The 25,735-nt window shown below is 36.9% G+C and carries 20 protein-coding genes; 4 read left to right on the top strand and 16 right to left on the bottom strand.

Translation table 11 applies throughout. The features are described 5' to 3' along the window. Nucleotides 1-230 precede the first annotated feature (230 nt). Together mfd and BXY82_RS03565 are read left to right on the top strand one after the other, a co-directional pair. A complete protein-coding gene (mfd, locus tag BXY82_RS03570; protein ID WP_133756798.1) occupies nucleotides 231-3,590 on the top strand; it encodes a transcription-repair coupling factor in 3,360 nt (1,119 codons plus the stop codon). Nucleotides 3,591-3,631: 41 nt separating this feature from the next. Next, nucleotides 3,632-4,954, top strand: a complete 1,323-nt coding sequence (locus BXY82_RS03565; RefSeq protein WP_133756797.1) for a TlpA family protein disulfide reductase — start codon at nucleotides 3,632-3,634, stop codon at nucleotides 4,952-4,954. 38 nt (nucleotides 4,955-4,992) lie between these two features. On the opposite strand, the gene lysM is transcribed toward BXY82_RS03565, so the two are convergent. Both lysM and BXY82_RS03555 read right to left on the bottom strand, forming a co-directional pair. Then, complete coding sequence (lysM, locus tag BXY82_RS03560) at nucleotides 4,993-5,490, bottom strand: peptidoglycan-binding protein LysM (protein ID WP_133756796.1); 498 nt, start codon at nucleotides 5,488-5,490, stop codon at nucleotides 4,993-4,995. Nucleotides 5,491-5,651: 161 nt separating this feature from the next. Beyond that, the gene (locus BXY82_RS03555; RefSeq protein ID WP_133756795.1) at nucleotides 5,652-6,605 is read right to left on the bottom strand and encodes a nicotinic acid mononucleotide adenyltransferase; all 954 of its coding nucleotides are present in this window, start codon (nucleotides 6,603-6,605) and stop codon (nucleotides 5,652-5,654) included. Between the two features lie 246 nt (nucleotides 6,606-6,851). Between BXY82_RS03555 and BXY82_RS03550 the strand changes: the two genes are divergently transcribed. Next, complete coding sequence (locus BXY82_RS03550) at nucleotides 6,852-7,853, top strand: NAD(P)H-dependent glycerol-3-phosphate dehydrogenase (RefSeq protein ID WP_133756794.1); 1,002 nt, start codon at nucleotides 6,852-6,854, stop codon at nucleotides 7,851-7,853. A 74-nt stretch (nucleotides 7,854-7,927) separates the two neighbouring features. On the opposite strand, the gene BXY82_RS03545 is transcribed toward BXY82_RS03550, so the two are convergent. The 7 genes from BXY82_RS03545 to BXY82_RS03515 all read right to left on the bottom strand — a co-directional run bounded on the left by BXY82_RS03545 (nucleotide 7,928) and on the right by BXY82_RS03515 (nucleotide 16,411). Beyond that, nucleotides 7,928-8,323, bottom strand: coding sequence for a hypothetical protein (locus tag BXY82_RS03545; protein ID WP_133756793.1), 396 nt, complete (start codon nucleotides 8,321-8,323; stop codon nucleotides 7,928-7,930). A gap of 230 nt (nucleotides 8,324-8,553) precedes the next feature. Next, a complete protein-coding gene (locus tag BXY82_RS03540) occupies nucleotides 8,554-9,981 on the bottom strand; it encodes an efflux transporter outer membrane subunit (RefSeq protein WP_133756792.1) in 1,428 nt (475 codons plus the stop codon). After that, nucleotides 9,978-13,130, bottom strand: coding sequence for an efflux RND transporter permease subunit (locus tag BXY82_RS03535; protein WP_133756791.1), 3,153 nt, complete (start codon nucleotides 13,128-13,130; stop codon nucleotides 9,978-9,980). Before BXY82_RS03535 ends, BXY82_RS03540 begins: the two co-directional genes overlap by 4 nt. Before the next feature lie 19 nt (nucleotides 13,131-13,149). Further along, nucleotides 13,150-14,274 (bottom strand): efflux RND transporter periplasmic adaptor subunit, encoded by a 1,125-nt coding sequence (locus BXY82_RS03530; RefSeq protein ID WP_133756790.1) that lies wholly within the window; start codon nucleotides 14,272-14,274, stop codon nucleotides 13,150-13,152. A 3-nt stretch (nucleotides 14,275-14,277) separates the two neighbouring features. Then, nucleotides 14,278-14,778, bottom strand: a complete 501-nt coding sequence (locus tag BXY82_RS03525) for a GbsR/MarR family transcriptional regulator (protein ID WP_133756789.1) — start codon at nucleotides 14,776-14,778, stop codon at nucleotides 14,278-14,280. Nucleotides 14,779-14,901: 123 nt separating this feature from the next. Beyond that, nucleotides 14,902-15,921 (bottom strand): phenylalanine--tRNA ligase subunit alpha, encoded by a 1,020-nt coding sequence (gene pheS / locus BXY82_RS03520; protein ID WP_133756788.1) that lies wholly within the window; start codon nucleotides 15,919-15,921, stop codon nucleotides 14,902-14,904. A gap of 133 nt (nucleotides 15,922-16,054) precedes the next feature. Next, a complete protein-coding gene (locus BXY82_RS03515; RefSeq protein WP_133756787.1) occupies nucleotides 16,055-16,411 on the bottom strand; it encodes a hypothetical protein in 357 nt (118 codons plus the stop codon). A gap of 124 nt (nucleotides 16,412-16,535) precedes the next feature. Between BXY82_RS03515 and BXY82_RS03510 the strand changes: the two genes are divergently transcribed. After that, on the top strand, nucleotides 16,536-17,066 hold the full coding sequence (locus tag BXY82_RS03510) for a CvpA family protein (RefSeq protein WP_133756786.1): 531 nt from the start codon (nucleotides 16,536-16,538) through the stop codon (nucleotides 17,064-17,066). A gap of 40 nt (nucleotides 17,067-17,106) precedes the next feature. On the opposite strand, the gene BXY82_RS03505 is transcribed toward BXY82_RS03510, so the two are convergent. From BXY82_RS03505 to BXY82_RS03475, 7 genes are all read right to left on the bottom strand, one after another. Then, nucleotides 17,107-17,733 (bottom strand): carbonic anhydrase, encoded by a 627-nt coding sequence (locus BXY82_RS03505; protein ID WP_133756785.1) that lies wholly within the window; start codon nucleotides 17,731-17,733, stop codon nucleotides 17,107-17,109. A gap of 286 nt (nucleotides 17,734-18,019) precedes the next feature. Continuing rightward, nucleotides 18,020-18,769, bottom strand: coding sequence for a tetratricopeptide repeat protein (locus BXY82_RS03500; protein WP_133756784.1), 750 nt, complete (start codon nucleotides 18,767-18,769; stop codon nucleotides 18,020-18,022). Nucleotide 18,770: 1 nt separating this feature from the next. Then, nucleotides 18,771-20,546, bottom strand: coding sequence for a BatD family protein (locus tag BXY82_RS03495; protein ID WP_133756783.1), 1,776 nt, complete (start codon nucleotides 20,544-20,546; stop codon nucleotides 18,771-18,773). A 346-nt stretch (nucleotides 20,547-20,892) separates the two neighbouring features. Further along, nucleotides 20,893-21,705, bottom strand: a complete 813-nt coding sequence (locus tag BXY82_RS03490) for a tetratricopeptide repeat protein (protein ID WP_133756782.1) — start codon at nucleotides 21,703-21,705, stop codon at nucleotides 20,893-20,895. Nucleotides 21,706-21,966: 261 nt separating this feature from the next. Further along, nucleotides 21,967-23,001 carry a vWA domain-containing protein gene (locus tag BXY82_RS03485; protein ID WP_133756781.1) on the bottom strand — a complete coding sequence of 345 codons (1,035 nt, stop codon included), beginning with the start codon at nucleotides 22,999-23,001 and terminating at the stop codon, nucleotides 21,967-21,969. Between the two features lie 65 nt (nucleotides 23,002-23,066). Then, the gene (locus BXY82_RS03480) at nucleotides 23,067-24,071 is read right to left on the bottom strand and encodes a vWA domain-containing protein (protein ID WP_133757409.1); all 1,005 of its coding nucleotides are present in this window, start codon (nucleotides 24,069-24,071) and stop codon (nucleotides 23,067-23,069) included. Then, nucleotides 24,071-25,729 carry a BatD family protein gene (locus BXY82_RS03475; RefSeq protein ID WP_133757408.1) on the bottom strand — a complete coding sequence of 553 codons (1,659 nt, stop codon included), beginning with the start codon at nucleotides 25,727-25,729 and terminating at the stop codon, nucleotides 24,071-24,073. The genes BXY82_RS03480 and BXY82_RS03475 overlap by 1 nt, the downstream gene beginning before the upstream one ends. Nucleotides 25,730-25,735 lie beyond the last annotated feature (6 nt).

Raw genomic sequence — 25,735 nt, 5'->3', positions numbered from 1 at the left:
ATCTTGTTTTTAACCCAAAGTTGGGTTTGTGCAAAACTACATATTTTTTTCATTATTGAAATATAAATTGGTATGAAAAATGCTGATTTTCCTGCACTGATACAATTGTTGGAAGGCAGTTGAATCATTTTTAAAACCCACATTAAAATGAGAATATTTAAGATGAAATTCACAATTTCAATAACTTCCATTTAAAATCTAAACTTTATCTTTGTTCAAAATAAATTTTCTTGAGTAAGTCACATCTCTCGCAATCTTATGCACAGACTTTGCAAACACAAAATCTGCAAGCTGCTATTGCCATAAGTCAAAGTAAGACACATTTAAAAGGTCTAGTTGGGTCGTCACTCAGCTTTGTTATCACAGAGGTTTTTAAAACCGCAGATCAGCCATTTTTGCTTGTTTTTAATGATAAAGAGGAGGCAGCATTTTATCTTAATGATCTTGAATTACTACTTAATGATAAAGATGTTCTGTTTTATCCTGGGAGCTACCGCCGCCCATATCAAATTGAAGAAACTGACAATGCCAACGTGCTCTTACGCGCAGAGGTTTTAAACCGAATTAATTCGCGAAAAAAACCTGCGATTATTGTTACCTATCCAGATGCTCTTTTTGAAAAAGTGGTGACAAGGAAAGAGCTAGAACGGAATACCCTTAAAATTTCGGTCAATGATACACTTTCCATCGATTTTGTAAACGAAGTGCTATTTGAATATCAGTTTAAACGTGTGGATTTTGTGACTGAGCCTGGCGAGTTTTCAGTGCGTGGTGGGATTGTAGATGTTTTTTCGTTTTCGCATGATGAACCCTACCGTATTGAATTTTTTGGGGATGAGGTGGACAGTATTCGGACTTTTGATGTTGAAACGCAATTATCTACTGAGAAAATTAAAAAAATCAACGTTATCCCTAATGTAGAAAACAAGTTTTTAAACGAAAACAGAGAGAGTTTTCTAAAATATATCGCTGCCAAAACCGTCATTTTTACTAAGAATGCCGATTTGCTTTTTTCAAGAATCGATGATTTTTTTGGGAAAGCTGAAGAAGCCTTTAAAACTTTATCTTCTGAGATTAAGCATGCATCTCCAGAAGAATTATTTTGTAGTTCTGCTTTACTGAAGCGACAACTGCTCGATTTTACCTTGGTTGAATTCGGTACAGTTACGGTACTAGGCACACAAACTATTGAATTTCATACGGCGCCACAGCCCTCTTTTAATAAGCAATTTGATTTATTGATTGAAGATTTAAACAGGTTTCACGATAAAGGTTACACCAATTATATTGCTTGTGTTAGCGAGCAGCAAGCCAAACGTTTTCATGATATTTTTGAAGATGCTAGTACAGAACGCCATCGGGCTTTAGAACAGGGTGTCCATTATAAAACTATAGTATTGTCCTTGTTTCAAGGATTTGTTGATCATGCTAATAAAATAGTCTGTTATACAGACCATCAAATTTTTGAACGCTATCATAAATTTCATCTTAAAAATGGTTATGCAAAAAAACAAGCCATTACGCTTCAAGAACTTACCAAACTCGATATTGGCGATTATGTAACCCATATAGATCACGGCATCGGTCGTTTTGGTGGGCTTCAAAAAATTGATGTTGAAGGTAAAAAACAAGAAGCCATAAAATTGATTTATGGCGAACGTGATGTGCTGTATTTGAGCATTCACTCGTTGCATAAAATCACCAAATTTAACGGTAAAGATGGAAAACCACCAAAGGTCTATAAACTTGGAAGTAATGCTTGGAAGGTTTTAAAACAAAAAACCAAAACAAGGGTTAAGGAGATTGCTTTTAATTTGATTCAGGTCTATGCTAAGCGGAAGCTCGAAAAAGGTTACCAATACCATCCAGACAGTACGATGCAATTGGAGTTGGAAGCCTCCTTCATTTATGAAGATACACCTGACCAAAGCACTGCTACCGCCGATATTAAGAAAGATATGGAAAGCGAGCGTCCTATGGACCGTTTGGTTTGTGGTGATGTTGGATTTGGTAAAACAGAAGTCGCCATCAGAGCAGCGTTTAAAGCTGTTGATAACGGTAAACAAGTGGCAGTTTTGGTACCCACCACCATTTTGGCCTACCAACATTTTAGAACATTTACGGAGCGCCTAAAGGATTTTCCGGTAACTGTCGATTATTTAAACCGATTTAGAACGGCTAAAGAGAAGCGCGATACTTTGGAGCGACTTGAAAGTGGTAATGTAGACATCATCATCGGTACCCACCAATTGGTCAACAAAAATGTAAAGTTTAAAGATTTAGGTTTGCTGATTGTTGATGAAGAACAAAAATTTGGTGTCGCCGTTAAAGAAAAACTAAAGACACTTAAAGATAATGTTGATGTGTTGACCTTAACCGCCACTCCTATTCCTAGAACTTTGCAATTTAGTTTGATGGCCGCGCGCGACTTGTCCGTCATTACCACACCACCACCAAACAGATACCCTATAGAAAGTCATGTTATTAGGTTTAGTGAAGAAGTTATTCGAGATGCGATTACCTATGAAATTCAGCGTGGGGGCCAAGTATTTTTTATCCATAACCGGATAGAAAACATCAAGGAAGTAGCCGGCATGATTCAACGTTTGGTGCCTGATGCAAAAATTGGCATTGGCCATGGGCAATTGGACGGTAAAAAACTGGAGCAGTTAATGCTCGGTTTTATGAACAGTGAATTTGATGTGTTGGTCAGCACCACCATTGTGGAAAGTGGCTTAGACGTCTCCAATGCCAACACCATTTTTATCAATAACGCGAACAATTTCGGATTGAGCGATCTGCATCAGATGCGGGGTCGTGTAGGGCGGAGCAATAAGAAGGCATTTTGCTATTTCATCACTCCAGAATATTCGGCCATGACAGATGATGCCCGAAAACGAATAACCGCATTAGAACAATTTACAGAGTTGGGCAGTGGTTTTAATATTGCCATGAAAGATTTGGAGATTAGAGGTGCGGGCGATTTATTGGGAGGCGAGCAAAGCGGATTTATCAACGATATTGGTTTTGATACGTATCAGAAAATCTTAAATGAGGCCATTGAAGAATTGAAGGAAAATGAGTTTAGAGATTTGTACCATGATGATCAAGTAGAAAAAGAATACGTAAAGGACATCACGATTGATACCGATTTTGAACTGTTATTTCCGGATGATTATGTAAACAATATCACGGAGCGCTTAAATTTATACACCAAATTGAACGAGATCAAAACCGAGGAAGAACTTCAAAAATTTGAGAACGACTTGATTGACCGTTTTGGAGAAATGCCAAAACAAGTGGTTGATTTGTTGAACAGTGTGCGCATTAAATGGATTGCCACAAAAATCGGTTTGGAAAAAGTGATCATGAAACACGGCAAAATGATTGGTTATTTTATCAATGATCAAAACAGTGCTTTTTATCAAAGCAATGGCTTTACCCGTGTATTGCAATATATTCAGACCCGTCCGAATATTGCTAAAATGAAAGAAAAACAAACCCGAACAGGTTTGCGTTTATTACTTACTTTTGATCAGGTAAAAACCGTAAAACAAGCCTTGGCGGTGTTACAACCTATTGTGGCTTGATTATTGGACCACATTGATAGTTAAAATAATACTGAGTTCCCATGAAAAAAATAATGTTAGCATTGGCACTTATGCCATCACTCTTAATGGCACAGCACAGCATACAAGGCACATTTTCGCCAGCCAATGAATTTACTTATGCCTTTGTTTATAAATCCAATCCAACAGGAGCTGTTTATATAGACCGTGCAAAAGTGGATGAAAATGGCCGTTTTAAAATTCAGTTGGATAGCACTAGCACTACCGGGATTTATAAAATAGTTTATGGTGTACCACAACAAGATCATAATTTTGATTTGATTTATAACGGCAAAGAAGATGTGATTTTAGATTTTAGCTTAACAGAAGGCCTAGAGTTTAAAGAATCTAACGAGAATAAATTGTGGGCGTCTTACACTAACAGCATTGAAATGATAAACCGTGCAATCAGCAACTTTTACAGTCAAGATAGTGACGATGAAGCGGCATTTAGAGATATATTTAAAACCTTACAAGAGACACAAGACGCTTTTGAGCTAGCCTCAAAAAACACCATGGTATCTGTCTTTATAGCCGCCAATAAGCCCTACATACCGGTATCCTACGAAGATGTGGCAACTTATTCCACAAATTTGAAAAACACATACTTAAAGCATGTTGATTTCAGTAATCCGTTGCTGCAGAGTTCGGAGTTTTTGTCCGATAGGGTAATGGCCTATGTTTTCGGAATGTCCGCCAATCCGACCGAAGAATTTTACAAGCAACAAATTGATGGTCTGGTCAATTATATTGGAGCCGATAACTCAGAGATCAAAATGGTTTTGTTGCAAGCGGTGTGGAATAATATGGTAAAACTAGAGGAATCTAACGTTGCCAATTACATTACGGACACTTATTTATTAGAGCTTGCGAACAATGAAAAAAACGATATGCTTGCGGCGCAATTGGTTGTCTTTAAGAATACGGCCATAGGAACTGTTGCTAAAGATTTTCCTATTACCTTAGACCAAAAGGGCAAGAAGGTAAACACATCCCTTCATGGATTGAGCAAGGCTGAACATTATGTATTGATTTTTTGGAGTAGTGAATGTTCACATTGTTTGTCAGAACTACCTCAGGTGAGAGATTTTGTTACCACTATGACTAACAATAAAGTGCAAGTTGTGGCCTATGGTTTGGAAGACAATGAAGCCAATTGGAAAAAAGAAATTGCCAATTATCCAAATTTCATTCATGTATTAGGGTTGGAGAAATGGAACAATCCTATTACAGGTGTGTATGGCATTGAGTTAACGCCAACCTATTTTGTATTGGATAAGGATAAAAAGATTGTAGCAAAACCACATTCTTTGGAAGAATTGAAAACGGTTTTAAAAACCCTATAAAAAAAAGAGGCTGTTTTAAAACAGTCTTTTTTTTTCTCTTATTCCAAACTTGGAATACGGAGTACTTGTCCCGGATATATTTTATCAGGATCTGATAACATTGGTTTGTTGGCATCAAATATTAATGGATATTTCATGGCGTTGCCATAATATTGTTTTGCAATTTTACCAAGCGTGTCACCTTTAACCACGGTATGAAAGCGCGCTTCTGGTTCGACATGGTCAACCGTCATTTGATCATCGACTGAGGCAATACCGTTGGTGTTGCCAATAACCAATACGACCTTTTCTTTAGTAGATTGATCGTGTGCCTTACCTGAAACGGTGGCCATATCATTGTCTACCTGCACTTTTAAATTCTCTACATTAAGTTGTAAATCTCTAATAGTCTGTTCTAGTTTTCGAGCTCCTGCTTCTTCAGCTTTTAATTCGTCTGCCGCAGCTTTTGCATGTGCTTCAGCCTTTTCTTCAGCATCGGTTTTACCTACGCCAAATACTTTGGCGCCCGCATTTTTAATAAATGAAAATAGTCCCATATTAAATCAAGTTTTTAAGATTAAAATTATAATTGAATAGGTAATTTACAATAAGTAATTGAAAATCTGTTGTGTGACTTGTCAATATATTGTTAAAAAAAGAACGCTCATCTGAAATACATCAGATGAGCGTTGCAAAAAGCTAAATAACCAACCAAAATTTAGCTTCTATTATTTACCCTAGGGTTATCTTTTTTTGCGGTTTTCTGCTTGCGCTTTTTCTGTGCTTCGCGACCACTTTTGCTGCTTGAATCTCCAGAAGGTTTCGCTTCCGCGTTTTTCATATATTGAATGTAACCTCTGCCAATAAATTCGTAGGTTGTTCCTGAATTGGCGTGATATAATTCTATCTCTTGATCATTAATAACGCTCAACTCGAAGAATTCATTGTCAAAATAATCATAATCTAATGTTAATGTTTTAAGGTGCGTATTTCCTGATACATCACCTACACCGTATACGCCTGTATAATCCCAATAAATGTTATCTGGATGAGTACCACTTTGATCTTGTGAGCTTCTAAATTCAGAATCATTGCCCCCTGATAAAAACTGCAAAAATTGTTCGTTATCAAATTCATTTATAGCACCTTTTTGGCTCGTAAATGATTTCTCCCAAGCACTATATTCTTGCAAGAAGTAGTGGATGTTGTCATAAAATACAAAATCATAGTCAAATGTAGATTTTTGGTATCCATGTAAAAAGTAGGATGTGTCGTTATTTGGATTATATAGTTCAATAGTATCATAATCCACTTGATAAATATCGAATGTTTGGTGTCCGTCAATATCATGATAAACATCTAAAACCATATCGTAGGCATCATACTCGCCAACGTCTATCCCTAAACCATTACCTTGACCATTGGGACCAAATCCTACCAAGTTATTGTTTGCGTATAAAATGCCGTTTTTAAAGGACAAAGTAAACGCGATCTGTAAAAATGGGGTTTCCCCGTAACCTGAAGTCTGATTGATATCTACGTACCATAAGTCATAAGATCCTAACAGTTGATTGAGAGAAATAGGAGGTTCTTCGTATATGGTTTCTTTATTACATGAGGTAAATAGAATTGCGACAAGGGCAAATCCGAATAGTAATTTTATAGCTTTCATCTGTTCAATTTTATTTAAAATTTCGGGCTGCATTGCATAAGTTTAAACTATTGCTATCGCAAGTCGCAGTTAAACTGCTTACTGCCTGAAAATGAAATAGGTTTGTATTTCATTCTTAGCCCACAATTTTAAGATTATAATGTGATGGTTTTCAAAACACGTGCCAAAACGCCATGACCTAGTGGGTTTGAAATGGAATAACACTTAATTTTATGTATTTTTGATTTCATTTTAATTATAAAACTTATGGATACACCTACAAAATATGCTGTTTTTGGATCAGGAAGTTGGGCAACTGCCATTGTGAAAATGCTTTGCGAAAATCTTGTGGAAGTGGGCTGGTATATGCGTAGTGCTTACATAAAGGAACATTTGATAAAAGAGCAGCACAATCCTAGCTATTTAAGTTCCGTAGAATTTAACACATCACAACTTAAGTTGAGTAATGATATCAATGAAATGGCAGCGTATGCTGATGTGTTGATTTTTGTAATTCCTTCCGCCTTTATTCATGATGAATTATTAAAGTTGACTGTAGATGTCAAAGACAAAATAATTGTATCAGCAGTTAAAGGCATAATGCCAGAAACAGGGAAACTGGTAGGCGAACATTTTCATGATGTGTATAATGTTCCTTTTGAAAATACTGCGGTCATTGCTGGTCCTTGTCATGCGGAAGAGGTTGCTTTAGAGCGTCTGTCATATTTAACTATTGCTTGCGCTGATGAAACTAAAGCGAAGGCTATTGCTGAAAAATTATCTAGCAATTATATAAAAACGTCTACGAGTGATGATGTTGTAGGCATTGAATATGCCGTTATGCTGAAGAACATCTATGCCATCGCCGCCGGAATAGCACATGGATTGGGTTATGGTGATAATTTTCAGAGCGTGCTAATGAGTAATGCTATCCGTGAAATGAAACGTTTTATCAAAAGGCGACATAAGATGAAACGGAATATTAACGATTCGGCCTATTTGGGAGATTTGTTAGTAACAGGCTATTCATTGTTTTCTCGAAATCGAATGTTTGGAAATATGATAGGGAAGGGCTATACCGTAAAATCTGCACAAATGGAGATGAATATGGTGGCTGAAGGTTATTACGCGGCAAAAAGTGCCTACAAACTCACCAAAAAGAGTGAAGCCAAAGATAAACTTCCTATTATAAATGCCATTTATGAAATTTTATATGAAGGAAAGGATCCTAAGCGAACTTTTGAGAAACTAACGGATAAGTTGGATTAAGAAAACGTTTTGAGCGCTTATGAGCTCTTGAATATAGTGTATAAAAAAAGTTCCTGTCTACTCAGGAACTTTTTTTATTTAACCAATACGCCTTTAACCTTCATTAAGGGTACGGATTGTAAGGATTTCTTATTAATGGTGTTTTTTCTAAAGAGATAGGTCTTTTCAAACATGGTGTTACCTTCAAAAAAGGTGACTTTAAATTCATTATTCAGAGCGAATAACTCTTCTTGCATCAGCTCAATTTTAGCATAACTTTTTTTAGGAAGCACATCCAGTTTTTTTCTAAAAATTGAGGTCATTTTTTTGTCGGAGTAGCCACTGGTTACAATGAGGACCACATCTAAATCGACGTCCTTGTCATTAATAATATAGGCATTCCAATCTTGAGTTTTGTAAATGTCATTGTATTCATTTACAACCGCTACATAAACGCCTTCAACTTTTGGAATTTCGATGTCTTTTTTCATAAGAAACCCCTGTGCATAAGGGTGTGTTTTAAATTATTGTACAAAGTTAGTATTTTATGAGGAAAGATCTATCTAGTTGCGAATGTCTTGCAATTTAAAGCACATACTATATATGTTGAAGTTTTATCATTAAGATTAAAATCAATCAAATATTTAATATTTTTAATCGTCTTCTGTAATTGCTACAAAGCTTTCCAAAAGACGATTTTGTTATGTGTAATTAGTGCTGTTTATTTCCAACCTCCACCAAGTGCTTCGTATAAATCAACAATAGTGAGCAGTTGTTTTAATTTACTGTCAATCATATTTAATTCAGAGTTAAGCGCGCTTTGTCTTGAAAGCAATAAATCCAAATAATTGGCAAAGCCATTTTTCAATAATTCCATTGAATTGTTTTCAGCGTTTCTTAAGGCTTCAACTTCCAATTGACGATATTCGAACTTCTTTGTTTCTTGGTTGTAAGCAAATAGGGCATTTGAAACCTCATTACCTGCAATTAATAACGAACGTTTAAATTCTAACAAAGCTTGCTCTTGTTGTACTTCAGCTACTTCTTTTTGGGTTCTGATTTTTCTCTGATTTAAAATCGGTTGTGTCAATCCGCCTACAATATTTGCAAATAACGAACTGGTACTAAATAACTCATCCAACTCCATACTCTGAAGGCCACCGCCAGCAGTTAGGGTTAATGATGGATAAAAATTGCTACGCGCCACATTGGTCATTTCAAAAGCGCTCACCAAATTGTATTCCGCAGCAATAACATCGGGGCGGTTTCGCAATAGTGTTGATGGCACCCCTAATTTGATATCAGATTGCAAGTGCTGATCTTCTAAACCACTTCTTGCGTAGTTTTGGGGTTGTTGTCCCAATAAAATACTCAAGGTGTTTTCCGTTTGAAAAATTGCGGTTTCCAAATCGACTTGCAATGCTCTAGCGCTGTTATATTGCGCAATATTTTGGTCTACGGCAACTTGTGTAACATTACCAGCATCTTTTAAGATTTTAATTGTGCTGACACTACTATCCCTGACGCTTATAGTTTTTTTTGTGATTTCTAATTGTGCATCTAAAGCCAATAGCTGGTAATAGGTTGCCGCGATATCTGCAATTAAGCGCGATTTAACGGCTTGATGTGCCGCTACCGTTCTTAAATAATCAGCTTCAATTGCGCGTTTGTTGCTTCTAATTTTTCCCCAGATATCTGCTTCCCAAGATAGATTTCCGCCGATCTGAAATTGATCATAATGATCTTTTCCACTGCCACTACGCGCTGCGCCTTGTTGTCCGTTATCTGAAAAATAAGACCTTGTCGCATTGGCATTGGCATTTAGTGTTGGTAAAAATCCGGCTTTGCCTTGTTTTACATAAGCTTCTGCCGCCAGTACTTGTTGAATTGCTACGCGAATGTCAATATTATTCTGAAGCCCTTGTTCTATATATTGCACCAAATACGGATCGCTAAACAATTCTTTCCAAGACATATCAGACATTGAAAGACTGTCAGTGGGCAAGGCATCCGTTCTATACAAATGTTCAATTTCATCTAGTTTCGGTCGCGTATAGTCTTTTGCAACATAACAACTTTGTAAGGTAAATGCTGAAACGGTCAGCATGGCCAGATACTTTAGTGTGCGGGTTTTAAGAATTGCTATCATGAGTTTGAGTCTTCTTTAAGTTCTACGATTGGTTGAGGTGCTCCAGAAATTTTCTCCTGTAGCCATTGGAAAAAGATGAACAATATTGGAATGACAAACACTCCAAATACGGTTCCTATCAATAATCCACCAACGGCTCCAGTACCAATGGAACGGTTTCCTCCAGCGCCTACTCCGCCTGCAAATACTAATGGCATCAACCCTAGGATAAACGCGAACGACGTCATTAATATCGGTCGTAAACGTGCTTCTGCACCATTTACGGCGGCCATCAAAATGGATTCTCCATTACGACGTCTCTGCAGGGCAAACTCCACAATTAAAATGGCATTTTTAGCCAAGAGCCCGAGCAACATGATCAGCGCAATTTGGAAGTAAATATTATTCTGCAACCCTGCTAATTGGGTAACAAAATATGCACCGAACACACCTAATGGTAAGGATAGAAGGACCGATAGCGGAATGAGATAACTTTCATATTGAGCGGCTAATAGGAAATACACAAACACCAAAGACAATATAAAAATGGTCGTTGTTTGGTTTCCTGCGTTCACTTCCTCACGTGTCAGACCAGAATATGCAGTAGTGTAGTTGGCAGGCAAGGTTTTAGACACTTCATCAACAGCCTTAATGGCGTCACCAGAACTAAATCCAGGCATTACTGCCGCATTTAGGGTTACGGAGTTGAACAGGTTAAAACGTGTTACTGACTGCGGGCCATACACTCTTTTTAAGTTGACAAATGTTGTAATTGGGGTCATCTCACCAGTGCTTGCGCGCACATAAAGTTTGCCTAAATCGCTTTCATTCGCACGGTCTTCAGGCAATGCTTGTACATACACACGGTATTGTTTTCCAAAGCGAGAGAAATCGGCAGCAAAAATACTTCCAATATACCCTTGAAGGGTTGAGAAAATATCACTAATCGGCACCCCTAATTCCTTAGCCAATTCCGCATTGAGTTCAATCTCATATTGCGGATAATTGGTGTTAAAGGAGGATCGTGCATATTGTATTTCAGGACGTGCTGATAGTTTTCCGATAAATTCCTGTGTTACTTTATCAAGATCTGTAAAGCTACCACCAGAACGGTCGAGTAAATTAACTTCTACACCAGCTGAGTTTCCAAATCCAGGGATACTTGGCGGGGAGAAAAAGATGATATTGGCTTCTGGAATCTGCGCCGCTACACCAAACATTTTAGCAGTAATACTTTCTGCTGAAAGCGATTCTGAATCTCTATCCTTCAAATCGTCCAAACGGATAAATCCTAATCCGTTGTTGCTACCAGCGCCTCCTAAGAAGCTACTACCTTTAATTAAGGAACCTCCTTTTACACCAGGGATCTCCATTAATTTTTGATATAAGTTTTTGTTAACCTGATCAGTTCTATCAATTGAAGATCCTGCTGGAAGCTCTACGTTGACGAATACAATACCTCTATCTTCATCAGGTACAAAGCCTGTTTTAAGTACAGAAGACGACCACATAATGGCACCCACAGAAACAATTAAAATAACTACAGTAATCCATTTGTTTCTGTATAAGAAATGAACAGATTTTCCGTATTTAGTTACCGTAGCATCAAATCCTCTATTAAATCCATCGAAAAACCGACCGAGATATCCTTTTTTCTTACTGCTATGTTTATCATCATGTCCTTTTAAGAACAGGGCACATAATGCAGGGCTTAAGGTTAATGCATTAATAGCAGAAATAATGATGGCTACAATTAGCGTAACACCAAATTGCTCATAAAACACTCCTGTAGGACCCGAAATAAAGGTTACCGGAATAAACACGGCCGACATGACCAAGGTGATAGAAATAATTGCTCCAGAAATATCATGCATGGCCTCTACAGTAGCCTTCTTAGGATCTGTTTCGCCTTCATCAATTTTGGCGTGTACGGCTTCTACCACGACAATGGCATCATCTACTACAATACCAATGGCCAATACTAACGCGAAAAGAGTTAGGAGGTTAATGGAATAGCCAAAAAGATTCAGAAAGAAAAAGGTACCAATAATCGACACTGGCACTGCAATAGCAGGAATCAATGTGGATCTAAAATCCTGTAAGAAAATAAAAACCACTACAAATACGAGTAAAAAAGCTTCTGCTAAAGTGAGGACCACTTTTTCAATAGAGGCATTTAAGAAATCGTTGGTGTTATAGGGCACAAATACTTCAATACCTTTTGGTAATTCAGCTTTTATGTCCTCTAATTTTTTCTCAATTTCAATAATAATATCTCTTGCATTAGAGCCTTTAGTTTGGAAAATACCCATGTTAACCGCTGGTAGACCGTTGGTAATTGAACCACCACCATAAGATTGAGCGCCCAGTTCTATATCAGCGATGTCTGATAATTTTAAGAATTGTCCATTCCCTAATGCTTTGATTATAATATTGCTATACTGGGCTTCCGTTTTAAAACGTCCGCCATATTTAATGACATAATTGAATGCCTCACCGTTATTTTCGCCTAAAGAACCTGCTGCAGCTTCCAAACTCTGTTCACGTAAGGCTGCTGTAACATCAGTAGGGATCAAACCGTAAGCCGCCATTTTATCAGGCTTTAACCAGATTCGCATGGCATAATCTTTGGCCCCAAAAACATTTACATTACCAACGCCATTAACCCTCTGTAATTCTGGAATTACATTGATTTTAAGGTAGTTTTGTATAAAAGTATCGTCATAATCAGGATTAGTACTGTAAAACGACATAAACATTAAGGCACTAGTCTGCTGTTTTGAAGTGGTTACACCAGTTTGTAAAACCGCTTGTGGCAATTGCGAATTGGCTCTTGTAACACGGTTTTGTACGTTAACAGCTGCAATATCCGGATCTACATCCTGATCAAAAAACACAGTAATAGTAGCCGTTCCGGTATTGGATGCACTAGAAGTAATGTAGGTCATTCCTTCCACACCATTTATCTGTTCTTCTATAGGAATAATGACACTCTGTAATATCGTTTCAGCATTGGCTCCAGGATACGTTGCGTTTACTGTAATAGTTGGGGGCGCAATATCAGGATACTGCGTTATTGGTAAGGTGCTAAGACCTAGAAATCCTAAAATAACGATGATAATGGAAATTACCGTAGAAAGGACTGGTCTGTCTATAAAAATTTTTAACATGAGTTCTTATCTTGGTTGATTATCTGAATATTTTTTCAATAGGTTTAGCGACACTATCGAAAGGAATTTCCATAGGTTTTATTTGAGAGTCTCCTCTCAATTTAGCAACACCTTTGGCAACTATTTTATCACCTTTTGTAAGACCATCGGAAAGCACATACATATTCTCAACATCAGCTAATACGTTAATGCGCGTAGAAACGGCCATGTTATCTTCGGCTAGTTTATAGACATAATAACTGCCCTGACGTTCATAAGTAGCTTCTTTTGGAACTACAATTGCATCCTTATAGGTTTTAGGAACTCTAATTTTCCCGCTATTCCCGTTGGTTAATAGCCTAGCCTCATTGTCAAAAATTGCACGGAAGGAAATGGTTCCGGTATTCGCATTAACTTGGGAGTTTATGGTTTCAACAGTCCCTTGTTTTTCATATTCGGTACCATTAGCTAAGATCAAGGTGACTTTTGGAAGATTCTCAATCTTATCTTCAATGGTTTTACCCTCAGCTTTTTGAATAAAATCAAGATAGTCTCTCTCATTCATTGAAAAATAGGCATACACGTTACTAATATCAGAAACGGTAGTTAGTGGTTCTTGATTTGCAGGACTAACTAAAGAACCTTTACGGAGTCTAATAGCGCCAACATACCCATCTACTGGACTGGTAATATTGCCATAACCTATATTCGCGCCAATACTGTTATAGGCACTTTGTGCTTGTTGCAACTTGGCTTTAGCCGTTGCTAATTGTACTTCACTAATAATATTTTTTTCTACTAAAGGTTTTAATTTGTCAACTTCTACCTGTGCTGCATTAACGTTAGCTTTTGCAGCTGCTGCATCCTGATTAAGAGATTGTGTTTCCAACTTAAATAGCGTTTGTCCTTTTCGTACCCTTTGACCTTCATCTACCAAAACATCTGTAATGTAACCTGATATTTTTACGCGCACTTCACTGTTATTAACCCCTTCTATACTCGTCGGGTAGGTAGTATAGCCTGTTACCGTTTTTTGAGGAATAACGGTAACTTGAAAAGGTATTGGGCCTTGTGGTCCTTGTGGCGCTTGTTCTTTATCTCCGCAACTCAGAAAGAGCGTTATGATACTTAAAGCGAATACTAAAGGGAGTTTGATTGTTCTCATTAATTACAATTTTGTGGTTTTTTCTATTAATTTTGATCTCAACGTGGATACGGATTGTGTGACTTCATCTAAAAATTGAATGTAGTTATCATGAAAATCAAGTTCAAACTTTACGTTTCCATCTGTGGTCTTAGCATTGACCTTTTTTTTATAAACTCTAATTTCTTCATGTAAGGCTTTTTGTTCAATCCACGATTCCATTAAGGTATCTATGCTCTGAATTATGGAATCTTCGTTTATAGTGTAATATTTCTTGCGATCTCCGGGTTTAGTGAAGTACACGATTTTCTTTAAATCAGCTAAATGATTTAAATGGGTAGAGATGGTACTTTTACTGGCGCATAGGTCCGTCACCAAATCTTCAAACGTGGTCCCGATTTTACCCGTCAAAACAATATAGGATAAAATACGTGCAGCCACAGGTGCAAACTGTTCCTTTTGCTCCATAAACACACCTAGTCTTTCAACTAATACTTGTTTTTCATCACGTACGTTGTTGCTCATGTAAGATAATTTTGTGCAAAGATAAAACAGGTTCGGAACAAACCGAACCAATCGAAGTTAAAGAATTGTTAAATAAAAAAAACCGATAGCGGACTATCGGTTTCATATTTTATAAATCAGATCTTATAAGGCTGATTTAAACTGTTCTAAAAATCTGACGTCGTTTTCACTTAATAAACGGATGTCGCCAATTTGGTGCAACAACATCGCAATACGATCAATACCCATTCCGAAAGCAAAGCCAGAATAAACTTTCGAGTCAATCCCACAATTTTCAAGAACATTTGGGTCTACCATTCCGCAGCCCATAATTTCCAACCAACCTGTTCCTTTGGTGATGCGATGATCAATTTCTGTTTCTAAGCCCCAATACACATCAACTTCTGCACTTGGCTCGGTAAATGGAAAGTATGAGGGACGCAAGCGGATTTTACTTTTACCAAACATCTCTGTGGTAAAATATTGAAGCGTCTGTTTTAAATCGGCAAAACTCACATCTTTATCAATATATAAGCCTTCCACTTGGTGGAAAAAACAGTGCGAACGTGATGAAATGGCTTCATTTCTGTATACGCGACCAGGGGAAATGGTCCGTATAGGCGGTTTGTTATTTTCCATGTAACGCACTTGCACTGAACTGGTGTGGGTACGCAATAAAATATCCGGATCAGTTTGAATGAAGAACGTATCTTGCATGTCGCGTGCTGGATGGTATTCTGGTAAATTTAATGCGGTAAAGTTATGCCAATCATCTTCAATTTCGGGACCTTCACTGACGTTGAAACCAATGCGAGAAAAGATATCAATAATTTGATTTTTGACAAGAGAAATAGGGTGGCGTGCTCCAATTGCAACAGGCTCTCCCGGGCGCGATAAGTCGCCATACATGCCCTTTACTTCTTCCTTGCTTTCCAATTCTTCTTTTAAAGCGCTAACCTTATCTTCAGCAGTACTTTTAAGCTTATTAATAATTTGTCCAAACTCTTTCTTCTGGTCATTAGGGACGTTTTTGAATTCGGCAAAATAGTCATTTAATAAACCTTTCTTACCTAAAAATTTAATTCGAAAAGCTTCGATTTCCTCTTTAGTGTGGGCTTTAAATGCTTCTGCTTCAGCAATACGTTCTTTTATCTTGTCTATCATAAGTCAAAAAATGAGTGGCAAATTTACTGTTTTTTTGGATTTTACCTTAGCGATTATAATTGAATTCTTGTTTAATTTAAAGATTCTTTTGCTCTATCCAAATCGTTTAAACGGGATAAAATTTTGTAAACTATTATTGAATGAAATCTACTTCTACAAAATAATTGACGATAGCCTCCTTCATCAAGACACTTTGTTCTCCCGCTTTTAAGGGTGGCAATTGTTCTTTAACTTTATAATGTGGCCATTTATCTTCATCATAATAATCAAATTCATAATAGCCATACGGTTCTAGCAAACGGCAAATGGCAATATGCATCAAATCTAATTTATGGTCTTTTTTAAACTTCTTATGTAGTTGTCCCAATTCTTGAACACCAATTAAATAAATTATGGCGTCCAAATCTAAAGGGTCTCCTTCAGCAAACTGATCTGATAGTTTTTTTACAACGAGTTCCCAACGTTGTTTTAATTGTTCGTCTCTTGACATCTCTCTAGGTTTAGGTTTACAATTAAATTTTTCAAGTTTTGAGTTAAGTGTGTTTTTACATCAAAACCCAACTCAAATTAATTTCTCGCAAAGTTAACTTATATTTGAGGAAATTGTGTAAGATATGAGTGTTTTGGATATCGTATTGATTGCCTTAATTCTATTTGGATTGGTCCGCGGTCTGATGAAAGGTTTTTTTGTTGAAATTGCCTCTCTTGTAGCATTAGTTGCTGGGGTTTACGGCGCCATTCATTTTAGTAATTATGCGGCAACCTTTATTGATGAGAATTCAGGGTGGGATCAAAAAACGGTAAATATAATGGCGTTTGCTGCTACTTTTCTCATCATCGTGTTAGTGATAGCTATTGCGGGGAAAGCACTTACCAAACTTGCGGATTTTGCAGCCCTAGGGATTGTAAATAAACTTCTTGGGGCCATCTTTGGTGCCTTAAAGATTGCCGTCATACTAAGTGTGATTTTAAATGTGTTTGATAGTATGAATCGCGCTATTCCGTTAACTGACGAAACCAGTATTGAAGATTCTGTACTTTATGCTCCTGTAAAATCATTAGTGCCTACAATTTTTCCTATTATTCTGGATAAAAAGAAAGAATTGGAAGAAACCACAGAAGAAGATCAGACTCTAGAGGCCTGAACTTATGCTGAATAGATGGTAAGTGTTTAAAATTGGGCGGTTACTCCAAATGGTAAATTTCCATAATATCCTTTAGATACCCATCAAAGTCAATATTCAAATCGATAAGTTTTCCTGAATGTACATCAAATACCCAGCCGTGTACTACAAGCCCTCGGTCTCGATTCGCTTTTTGTACGGCCGCTGTTTTAATTAAATTGACACATTGTTCCTGCACATTTAATTCCACAAGACGATTATAACGCTCACTTTCATCTGGAATGGCGTTTAATGTTTTACGATGAATGCGGTATACATCACGAATATTACGTAACCATGGATTCAGAATCCCTAAATCTTCTGATTGCATGGCCGCTTTTACGCCACCACATTCATAATGGCCACAAACCACCACATCTTTAACTTTTAAATGATTAACAGCATAGTTAACCACAGACATCACATTGAGGTCTATGCTGATAACCATATTGGCAATATTTCTATGCACAAAAACTTCTCCAGGACCTAAGCCCATAAGTTCTTCTGCCGTTACACGACTGTCTGAGCACCCAATAAACAGTAATTCTGGATTTTGTCCTTTTCCCAACTCTTCAAAGTAGCCAGGGTTTTTAGATAATTTTTCTTTTATCCAAGCTTCATTATTTTTAAAAACCTTCTTTACATCCATTTGTAGTTCGTTTATTCTTAGAATTTCTCGTCTCAAAAATAGTAAAGAATGTCCTTTTTTCTACAAAATATTGAAGATTTTCTGAGATGTTGAAAGTTATTCATTTTTCCATCTACTATAATCGAAAAGAAGCGCCAAAATATATTATTGATCGTTATATTCCCATTATTACAGCTATACTTATAGAATACTGTGTTTGTGTACCCAAATAAACCATAAATGAAAGTTTAGACTATCAAATTAAAAATAATGCATTTATATGCTTTATAAACGCTCTGCTCTCAAATCAAATAGATCGAATGGCGTCAGCTGCAATCCAACCTGTTTTGCCATCAGCAAGTTTGATTTTTTTCCAGTTGTTTACAGTATCTAAAATTTGAACTTTCGTGCCCTCGTGAAGTTTAAACGATTCTGGACTTCTAAGATTAGGTTCGCTTTTTACTTGGCTTTCCTTAGCAAATACAATGGCAGGACGGTCATTTTTAACAAAGTTATAATTATTAAATGCCAGTGCTACTGAACAGCATGCAAGAACTAAAAAGGACATGGCACCAACAAAGGCCGTTCGTTTTTTTGCAGACCCATAAGTGAAATAAAATATCAGATAGCATACCACAAAAAGTAACATAAGCACAATTGAGACAATAGCCCAATTATCAAAGGTAAGCCAATTGGTGATCTTCTTCGTAAACTTGGCAAATCCTAGTTCAGGTGACTTTTCAATGGCGTCGATAGTCATGTTACGGGCAAATGCGATATTATTCTTTATCTCCTTATCATTTGGAGCAAGTTTGAGCGCTTTTTCGTAATAATAGATGCTCGGTGCAATATGGTTCAGTTTATAGTGCGCATTTCCGAGATTAAAGTACACGGCGGCTGAATGTTCTCCAGCCTCAAGAATCGCTTCGTACTTTGAAATGGATTGCTCAAAATCACCTTTGTTATATAAATCGTTAGCCTGCTCAAATAGGGCTTCATTTTGCGCAAAACCTAAATTGCCAATTAAAAACGTCAGTATGTAAACAAAATGCTTCATATTACCTAATCTGTTTGTCAATAACTGAAATGGTCTTTGCTGCCTTATCATAATCATGCTGCATGGTCACTTCAGAGAATGGTGTATATCGTGCCAATTCGCAACTATCTAATATGGATAGAAAATCAGAAACTACAACCGCATCAACACCTCGTTTAAGGAGTAACTGTTGAATGCGATCTTTACTTAAATCGCTTGTTTCAATGCGCAACTTAGCTTTAAGATAATTATGAAGTGCCTTTTCTAGTGCGATATAAAATGCTTCTTTTTGACCCAAGGCTTTTTTGGCAAATCCTAAATATTTTTTAGCAAGCCTATCTGCTTTGCGAATCTTATTTCCGGTAACATCAGCAGCACGTTGCGCTTTTTTCCTACGAAAAACCATTGCTAACGGAATTGCCATAAGTGGCAACAGCAGTGCGCTCCAGTATGCGCTAGAATTGAAAAATGGTTTAGACTCAATTGGTTCAAGGTTAGCTTTGCTTTTCACGAAAGCAAATTGGTCATTGTTCATGGTCACGCGCTGTTTGCCCTCACCAGTTGTTGCAATGTGACTATCAGAATTCGAATTATTGGTAGGGCCGTCAAGGACATTGACAACTAATTGTCCTGAAGAAATTGTTTTATATGTTTCTGATTTTAAATCAAAATATGTAAAGTCTACATTTGGAATGGGATATTTACCCTTGTATTGCGGCACAATAGTATAATTATCTACAATGCTCCCCTGCATCCCTTCAGAAAGCGTTCTAATATTTTCAGTATGTTCTGGCTCGTAAACTTCCAATGCACTAGGAATGGTCAATTTTGGCAATTGAAACAACTTTAAATTCCCTTTTCCAGTCACTTCTACACGCGCCTGTAAAGATTCGGTGGCATTTAAGTCGGTTTTAGAGGTGGTCAATGTGAAGTTAAAATCACCTACAGCACCAGAAAAGTCAGCTGGTTTTCCATTTTCAGGAAGCGCTTTCACCGTTAATGTTTTACTTCCGGCAGAAACGGTTTTATGAACTTCTGTCGTAAGTACGCTACCAAAAAAATCACGTTTTTTAGTTGGAACTTGAACGGTTAGGTCTAAACTTAAAGGTTCAATTTCCAATTTACCCGATTTTTGCGGATACAATACGGTTTTCCGGACCACCAAATAGCGGTAACTACGACCTTTAAATTCAGTTTTTTGAATTTGGGTACCTTTCAAATCGATATTTTGACTCCAAAAATCATTATACCTTGGATTGCTTTTTTCTCTAAAATTACTCACGCCAATATCCTCGGAAACATAAAGTTTATAGGTTACCGTGACCGCTTCATTCAAATACGGATTGGTTTTGGAAATTTCAGCAATCAGGTGCACATTATCATCCGCCACATTTTCAACATTATCAGGGTCATTTGGTCTACTTACGGCAGTGGTAATTTGAACGGTCACTGGTGATGTTTTGTAGATTTCTCCATCAATTTCTATGGTGGCCTGATTGATGGTTATCGATCCAGTCTTTTTAGGGGCTAAAAAATAGCTATAAGTTTTAGAAAAGGAGCGGACACCATTAATCCACGAATGGCTAACAGATTGATTTGGGCCACCCACCACCGTAAAATCAGCGAATGACGGCGGATTGAAATTATCACCATCCGTGTTCATTTCAAAATCTACGCGTAAGCGCTCATTAATACCCAATTGCGTTTTGCTGACCTTTGCCTCAAATTTAACTTGGGCAGATACAAGCGTAGTACTTAAGACTATTAAAAATAAAAGTATGTATGTTTTTAATTTCATATGTAAATTAAAAATTAACGAACAACGATTAACAATTTTTGAATTATTGCTTTTAGAGGTTTTAATACTTGTTATGAATATTGAAATTAGTTAATTGTTCTCATCTAAAACCTTAGAGATTTTTTCTTTATGGCCAATAAATAGATTGGCACGAGAGATAATTTTTAAGCGATTATAGCTTTCTCTCAACTTCTTCAAACAAATTCCCGATTTATGAACAAAATCTTTTTAAGATTCAGCGCTTCATGCTATTGCAAAATCTGTAATTCAATCTTCTAAATCAGTTGTCTTCATGATGTTCATTGATCCTAAATCGTTAATCATTATTTATCAATCAAAAACCCATCTACCAGTCTTTTTCTGTTTTAACTTTGACGCCTTTTTGTTTATCGGCATTCATTTTTTCCTGAACTTTCTGTTCCTGATTATTCATGGCTTCCAATAAGTTCTTTATTTGTTGAGGAGACAATTTTCCAGGCTGTGGCTTTTGCTGTTGGTTTTTATCTTTTTCTTCTTCATCTTTAGGTTTCCCTTCATCTTTCTTATCATCGCCTTCTTTTTTGTCCTGATCTTTTTGATCGTCTTTATTGTCTTTGTTATCCTGGTCCTGTTGGTCTTTATTGTCTTTGTCTTTATCCTTATTGTCGTCGTTCTTTTCTTTGTCCTTATCTTGATTTTCGTCTGGCTGATCATCTTTTTGCTGCTCAGCACATTCTTTAGCTAAACCGAGATTGTAACGCGTTTCATCATCAGTAGGATCATTCCTTAAAGCATTTTTATAAGCTTCAACAGCCTCCTTGCACTGTTTGTTTTTCATTAAAATGTTTCCAATATTATGAAATGCTTTGTGTTTTTCCGATTTTTCAGTTGCATTTTTTGCAGCTTGTTGTTGGCGGTATAAGGCTTCTTCGTAGTTTCCTTTTTTGTAATAGGAGTTGCCTAAATTATAAGTGCCTGCAACTGAGGATGGTTGTTTGGAAATTGCCTTGCGATATTCTTTTTCGGCAGCTATAAAATCATCAGTCCCCATGAGTTGGTTGGCTTCATAAACCAAATCATTGGATTTTTTAGTAGCTATTAGCTGCTCTTTGTCCTTCTCTTCATTCTGAGAAAAGGCAAAGGATGTTATAAGTAATACTAGTAGGGTTAGGCGTTTCATCTCTCTAAAGCATATATGAGCATTACTAATACCTGAAAGCTAATCTATCAGGGAGCTCAAATCACATTAAAATATTAATTTAATTTCCACAAGTTGAAAACAGTGCATAAATCTAAAAAAACTAATGGTATCAGGGTTATAATGTTTTCTTAAAAAATGTTAGGAACTCTATCTTTAACAGTCTTTTAACCGTATAAAGGCGTCTGCAAGAAAATTTTCAGACATTTTGTATGCATTATTTAGCAATTGGATATACATTTTCTAGAAGTCTTCATTAAATAGATTAAGGCGTTTTAACCAAGACGTGCGTCGTTCCAATAGTAAGACATCAATTAATAAAAAGAATAGCGCTGCTGCTAGAAACCACTGAAATTGCGATTCGAAATCGGCAAACTGCTTGGCTTCAAATTCCGTTTTATCCATTTTATTTAAAATATCGCGGATATGATCCACTACTTCCGCTGTGTTTTGACCGTTGATATACGATCCGTTAGCTTCAGCGGCAATATTTTGAAGGGTGCTTTCGTCTAAACGGGTAACAACGGTTTCGCCATTGCGATCTTTCTTGTAGTTGACAATTCTACCATTTCGCTTTTCAGGTATCGGTCCGCCTTTAATATCACCAACACCTATGGTAAAAATCCGTATACCTTCATCTTTAGCTTCTTGAGCGGCCTCAGTTGCCAATGCGCCATGATCTTCACCGTCTGAAATAATGATCAGTACACGATTGGTATCCTGATCATCATCAAAATAAGTTTTAGAAAGTTCAATAGCTTCATGGATTGCGGTGCCTTGTGATGACAGCATATCCGTATTCATACTCTGCAGGAACATTTTTGCCGCTGCATAATCTGTCGTGATTGGCAATTGCGGGAACGCTTTTCCGGCATAGGCAATAATCCCCACACGGTCACTAGCCAGATTATTAATGATTTGCGTGACCAATTGTTTCGATTTTTCCAAACGGTTGGGGGCAATATCTTCAGCTAACATACTTTTGGATACATCAATAGCGAATACAATATCGACACCTTCACGTTTTACCGTTTCGAGCTTTGTACCTAATTTCGGATTGACCAGCGCCATGACTAAAGATGCAAACGCTAGCGAAAGTACTACGACTTTTAAAATGGATTTGAAGAGGGAGGAATCTGGGCTTAATCTCCTCAATAAAGATTTGCTTGCAAATTTACGTTGCACGCGGTGTTTCCACACTTGCAATAGTAAAAACACAATAATGACTAACGGTATGACCATTAATCCCCAAAACCATATTTTATCTTCTAATTGCATTGTTCTGTCTTCAGTCCGCAGATATTTAGCTTTATGCCTAGATTTCGCGACTCTATTTTTAATTTCTAATTGAAACTTCTAAATACCGTTGATCGTAATAAAAACTCTATCAGTAGGAGTCCAAAAGCCAATAGCACTAACGGACGGTATTTCTCTTCGTAATTGTAATATTTAAATTCCTCAACATCTGTTTTCTCTAATTTGTTGATTTCATCATAAATAGCGGCCAATTTTTTATTATTATCGGCTCTAAAATATTTGCCCCCAGTAACTTTAGAGATGTCTTTTAATAAGGCTTCATCAATTTCCACTTGTTGGCGTCCGTATTGAAATTGTCCATTTGGTAAAATGCCTATAGGAGACAGTGCGGTGCCATTAGTTCCTATTCCGATGGTGTACACCTTAATGTCATATTCTACCGCTAATTCACTGGCAATTTTAGGATCTATAAATCCTGAATTATTAACCCCATCTGTTAATAGAATAATCACTTTACTTTTTGCCTTACTGTCCTTGATGCGGTTAACAGATGTTGCCAACCCAGAACCAATGGCAGTACCGCCTTCAATAATGGTATTGTATTTAATATCATTTAATGCACGGAGTACGATAAATTTATCACTGGTGATCGGTGTTTTGGTGTAACTTTCTCCCGCATATTCTACAATACCAATGCGGTCATTTGGTCTGCCCTTGATAAAATCTGAAGCCACTTTTTTAAGCGCTTCCAAACGGTTTGGAAGTAAATCTTTTGCCAGCATACTCGCTGAAACATCAATTGCTATGACAATATCAATACCTCTGGTGGTTTTTGTTTTGGTAGATACATCTACAGTTCTTGGGCGTGCCAAGGCCGTAATTATTAAAGCGAAAGCCAGCATTCGCAATATAAAAAGTCCGTGCTTCGCTTTTGGCAACCAAGATTGGGTGATTTTAAACCCTTTGATGGTTGACATCTTAAGCTCAGCAGTTTGCTTATGGTGTTTCAGTACATACCACAAGATGAGTAATGGCAGAAGAAGAAACAACCAAAAAAATTCTTTATTTAAAAATTCAATTCCTTCCAGCATCATTCTTCTTTTTTGAGTTCAACTGAATTTAAAACCCGCTCCATGATCTCGTCCGCGTATTGATCATCTGCGTCCCAGACTAAAATAATTTGCTGCAATATGTTTTTGGCTGTAAATGCCAGCAATACGTAATTTCCTTTTCTGAACTGATTTTTAAGTGGAGTAGGAAAAGAGGCTGAGCCAAATACTTTTAAACCTTCAGCAGCATTAGGAGTGATAAATTGTTCTCGTTTAACCAAAATATCCCTAACATTATTTTTCTCGAACATTTCTAAAGCGCCATTAACAGCAAGATTCAAATCAACAGAGGTGGTATCAGGAATGTTTAGCTTTGAGGTGCTGACCACTATGTTAATTGAGCCCAATAACGTACCATAACTGAACATGGTGGTTTCTGCTTGTTTGGAAATGGAATCTATAACTTTTGATTCTACACGCTCTAAAACCGCAGGGGTTGAGATGTAGATTGGTGGCACACCATAATCACTTGTTACCCAATCTCCCTCTAGCAACTCTTTACTATCATTGCCAATGATGGTATCTTTAACATAATCAAAACCATATTTTATGGAGAACCCAATAAAGGTGGCAAGAAGTAGAACCACTGATAAAGTAACGGTAATGACGATTTTACGACGTTTTTTCTTTCGGGCTTGTTCTTCCTTGTATTGCTGATCTAGTAATTTTTCCTCTTCGGTTGGTTCCGGCAAGGCTTGCTTGACATTGTCAATTTCCAAATCGATAGTATTTCTATCAATTTTTGCCAATTCGACGTCCGGTGCAGATTTAGCGAATTTCACTAAATCGGCGCGCTTTAGAATGGTTTCGATATTTCTGATGTCCTCTTTACTCAATTCTATTTGATTGCCATCCTTAAGTAAGTTTAAACGATGTACCAATTCGTCAGTTGTACTTTCCAGAGCACGATCGTACACTTTTTCATCGAGATAACGTCTGATGATAAAAGTTAATTCAGAATAATAGCCTTTGAGTTCTGATTGTTGTAAATAGTCAGATTCATCTAACTTTTTGAGAGCAAGTTTTGCGCGTTCATAAGGCGGTAATAACGCAATTTCTTCCTCTTCGGTTAAAGGTTTCTTTCGCCAAATAAACCAATACATTAAGAAGGCTATAAGCGCAAGGATGGCTATTACCATCAGCGCAGTTTTCCACCAATCATTACTACTTTTTTGAACTTCTATAAATGGTTTGATATCATATAAACCTTGTTTGGTAGAATCGACTAGTATGTTATTGACTTCAACTTTTAAAGAATCTGAAAAGTATTCTTTAGTGCCAATGATGATTTTTTGTCTTGGGATGGTATAGCTGCCCGAATCAAATTGGGTTAAACCATATGTTTTGATCAAATTGTATTTGTCGCTGTTTTTTGTGGTATCTACTTTGTACGATTCAATCATTTCCAATGGCGAAAATGTTTGTCCTTCAGGGAACACAACTAAGTCTGTAGTATCTGCCTCTACCTCAATTTTATAAGTAATTTGCTCACCAATTTTAATCTTTGTGGAATCAATTGAGGTTTTAACTTGAGCAAAAGAGAACAATGAGATGAGAAAAAAGAAAATAGATAAGACGACCGATAACCAAGGGAAAAGGTCTGGTTTAGTTGCATTCGTAAATCTATAATCGTAATTCATAAGTTG

This window comes from Gelidibacter sediminis (assembly GCF_004364975.1).
Classification (GTDB): domain Bacteria; phylum Bacteroidota; class Bacteroidia; order Flavobacteriales; family Flavobacteriaceae; genus Gelidibacter; species Gelidibacter sediminis.
Note: the sequence above shows the minus strand (reverse complement) of the source record. Positions and strands in the feature narration are given on the sequence as shown.

Coding starts and splice junctions, on each gene's coding strand:
- BXY82_RS03535 (WP_133756791.1), bottom strand. CDS start 13,130: ATGTTAAAAATTTTTATAGACAGACCAGTCCTTTCTACGGTAATTTCC.
- BXY82_RS03525 (WP_133756789.1), bottom strand. CDS start 14,778: ATGAGCAACAACGTACGTGATGAAAAACAAGTATTAGTTGAAAGACTA.
- BXY82_RS03530 (WP_133756790.1), bottom strand. CDS start 14,274: ATGAGAACAATCAAACTCCCTTTAGTATTCGCTTTAAGTATCATAACG.
- lysM (WP_133756796.1), bottom strand. CDS start 5,490: ATGGGACTATTTTCATTTATTAAAAATGCGGGCGCCAAAGTATTTGGC.
- BXY82_RS03505 (WP_133756785.1), bottom strand. CDS start 17,733: ATGGATGTAAAGAAGGTTTTTAAAAATAATGAAGCTTGGATAAAAGAA.
- BXY82_RS03490 (WP_133756782.1), bottom strand. CDS start 21,705: ATGAAACGCCTAACCCTACTAGTATTACTTATAACATCCTTTGCCTTT.
- BXY82_RS03480 (WP_133757409.1), bottom strand. CDS start 24,071: ATGCTGGAAGGAATTGAATTTTTAAATAAAGAATTTTTTTGGTTGTTT.
- BXY82_RS03495 (WP_133756783.1), bottom strand. CDS start 20,546: ATGAAATTAAAAACATACATACTTTTATTTTTAATAGTCTTAAGTACT.
- BXY82_RS03500 (WP_133756784.1), bottom strand. CDS start 18,769: ATGAAGCATTTTGTTTACATACTGACGTTTTTAATTGGCAATTTAGGT.
- BXY82_RS03485 (WP_133756781.1), bottom strand. CDS start 23,001: ATGCAATTAGAAGATAAAATATGGTTTTGGGGATTAATGGTCATACCG.
- BXY82_RS03510 (WP_133756786.1), top strand. CDS start 16,536: ATGAGTGTTTTGGATATCGTATTGATTGCCTTAATTCTATTTGGATTG.
- BXY82_RS03555 (WP_133756795.1), bottom strand. CDS start 6,605: ATGAAAGCTATAAAATTACTATTCGGATTTGCCCTTGTCGCAATTCTA.
- BXY82_RS03540 (WP_133756792.1), bottom strand. CDS start 9,981: ATGATAGCAATTCTTAAAACCCGCACACTAAAGTATCTGGCCATGCTG.
- pheS (WP_133756788.1), bottom strand. CDS start 15,921: ATGATAGACAAGATAAAAGAACGTATTGCTGAAGCAGAAGCATTTAAA.
- BXY82_RS03545 (WP_133756793.1), bottom strand. CDS start 8,323: ATGAAAAAAGACATCGAAATTCCAAAAGTTGAAGGCGTTTATGTAGCG.
- BXY82_RS03515 (WP_133756787.1), bottom strand. CDS start 16,411: ATGTCAAGAGACGAACAATTAAAACAACGTTGGGAACTCGTTGTAAAA.
- BXY82_RS03475 (WP_133757408.1), bottom strand. CDS start 25,729: ATGAATTACGATTATAGATTTACGAATGCAACTAAACCAGACCTTTTC.
- BXY82_RS03550 (WP_133756794.1), top strand. CDS start 6,852: ATGGATACACCTACAAAATATGCTGTTTTTGGATCAGGAAGTTGGGCA.
- BXY82_RS03565 (WP_133756797.1), top strand. CDS start 3,632: ATGAAAAAAATAATGTTAGCATTGGCACTTATGCCATCACTCTTAATG.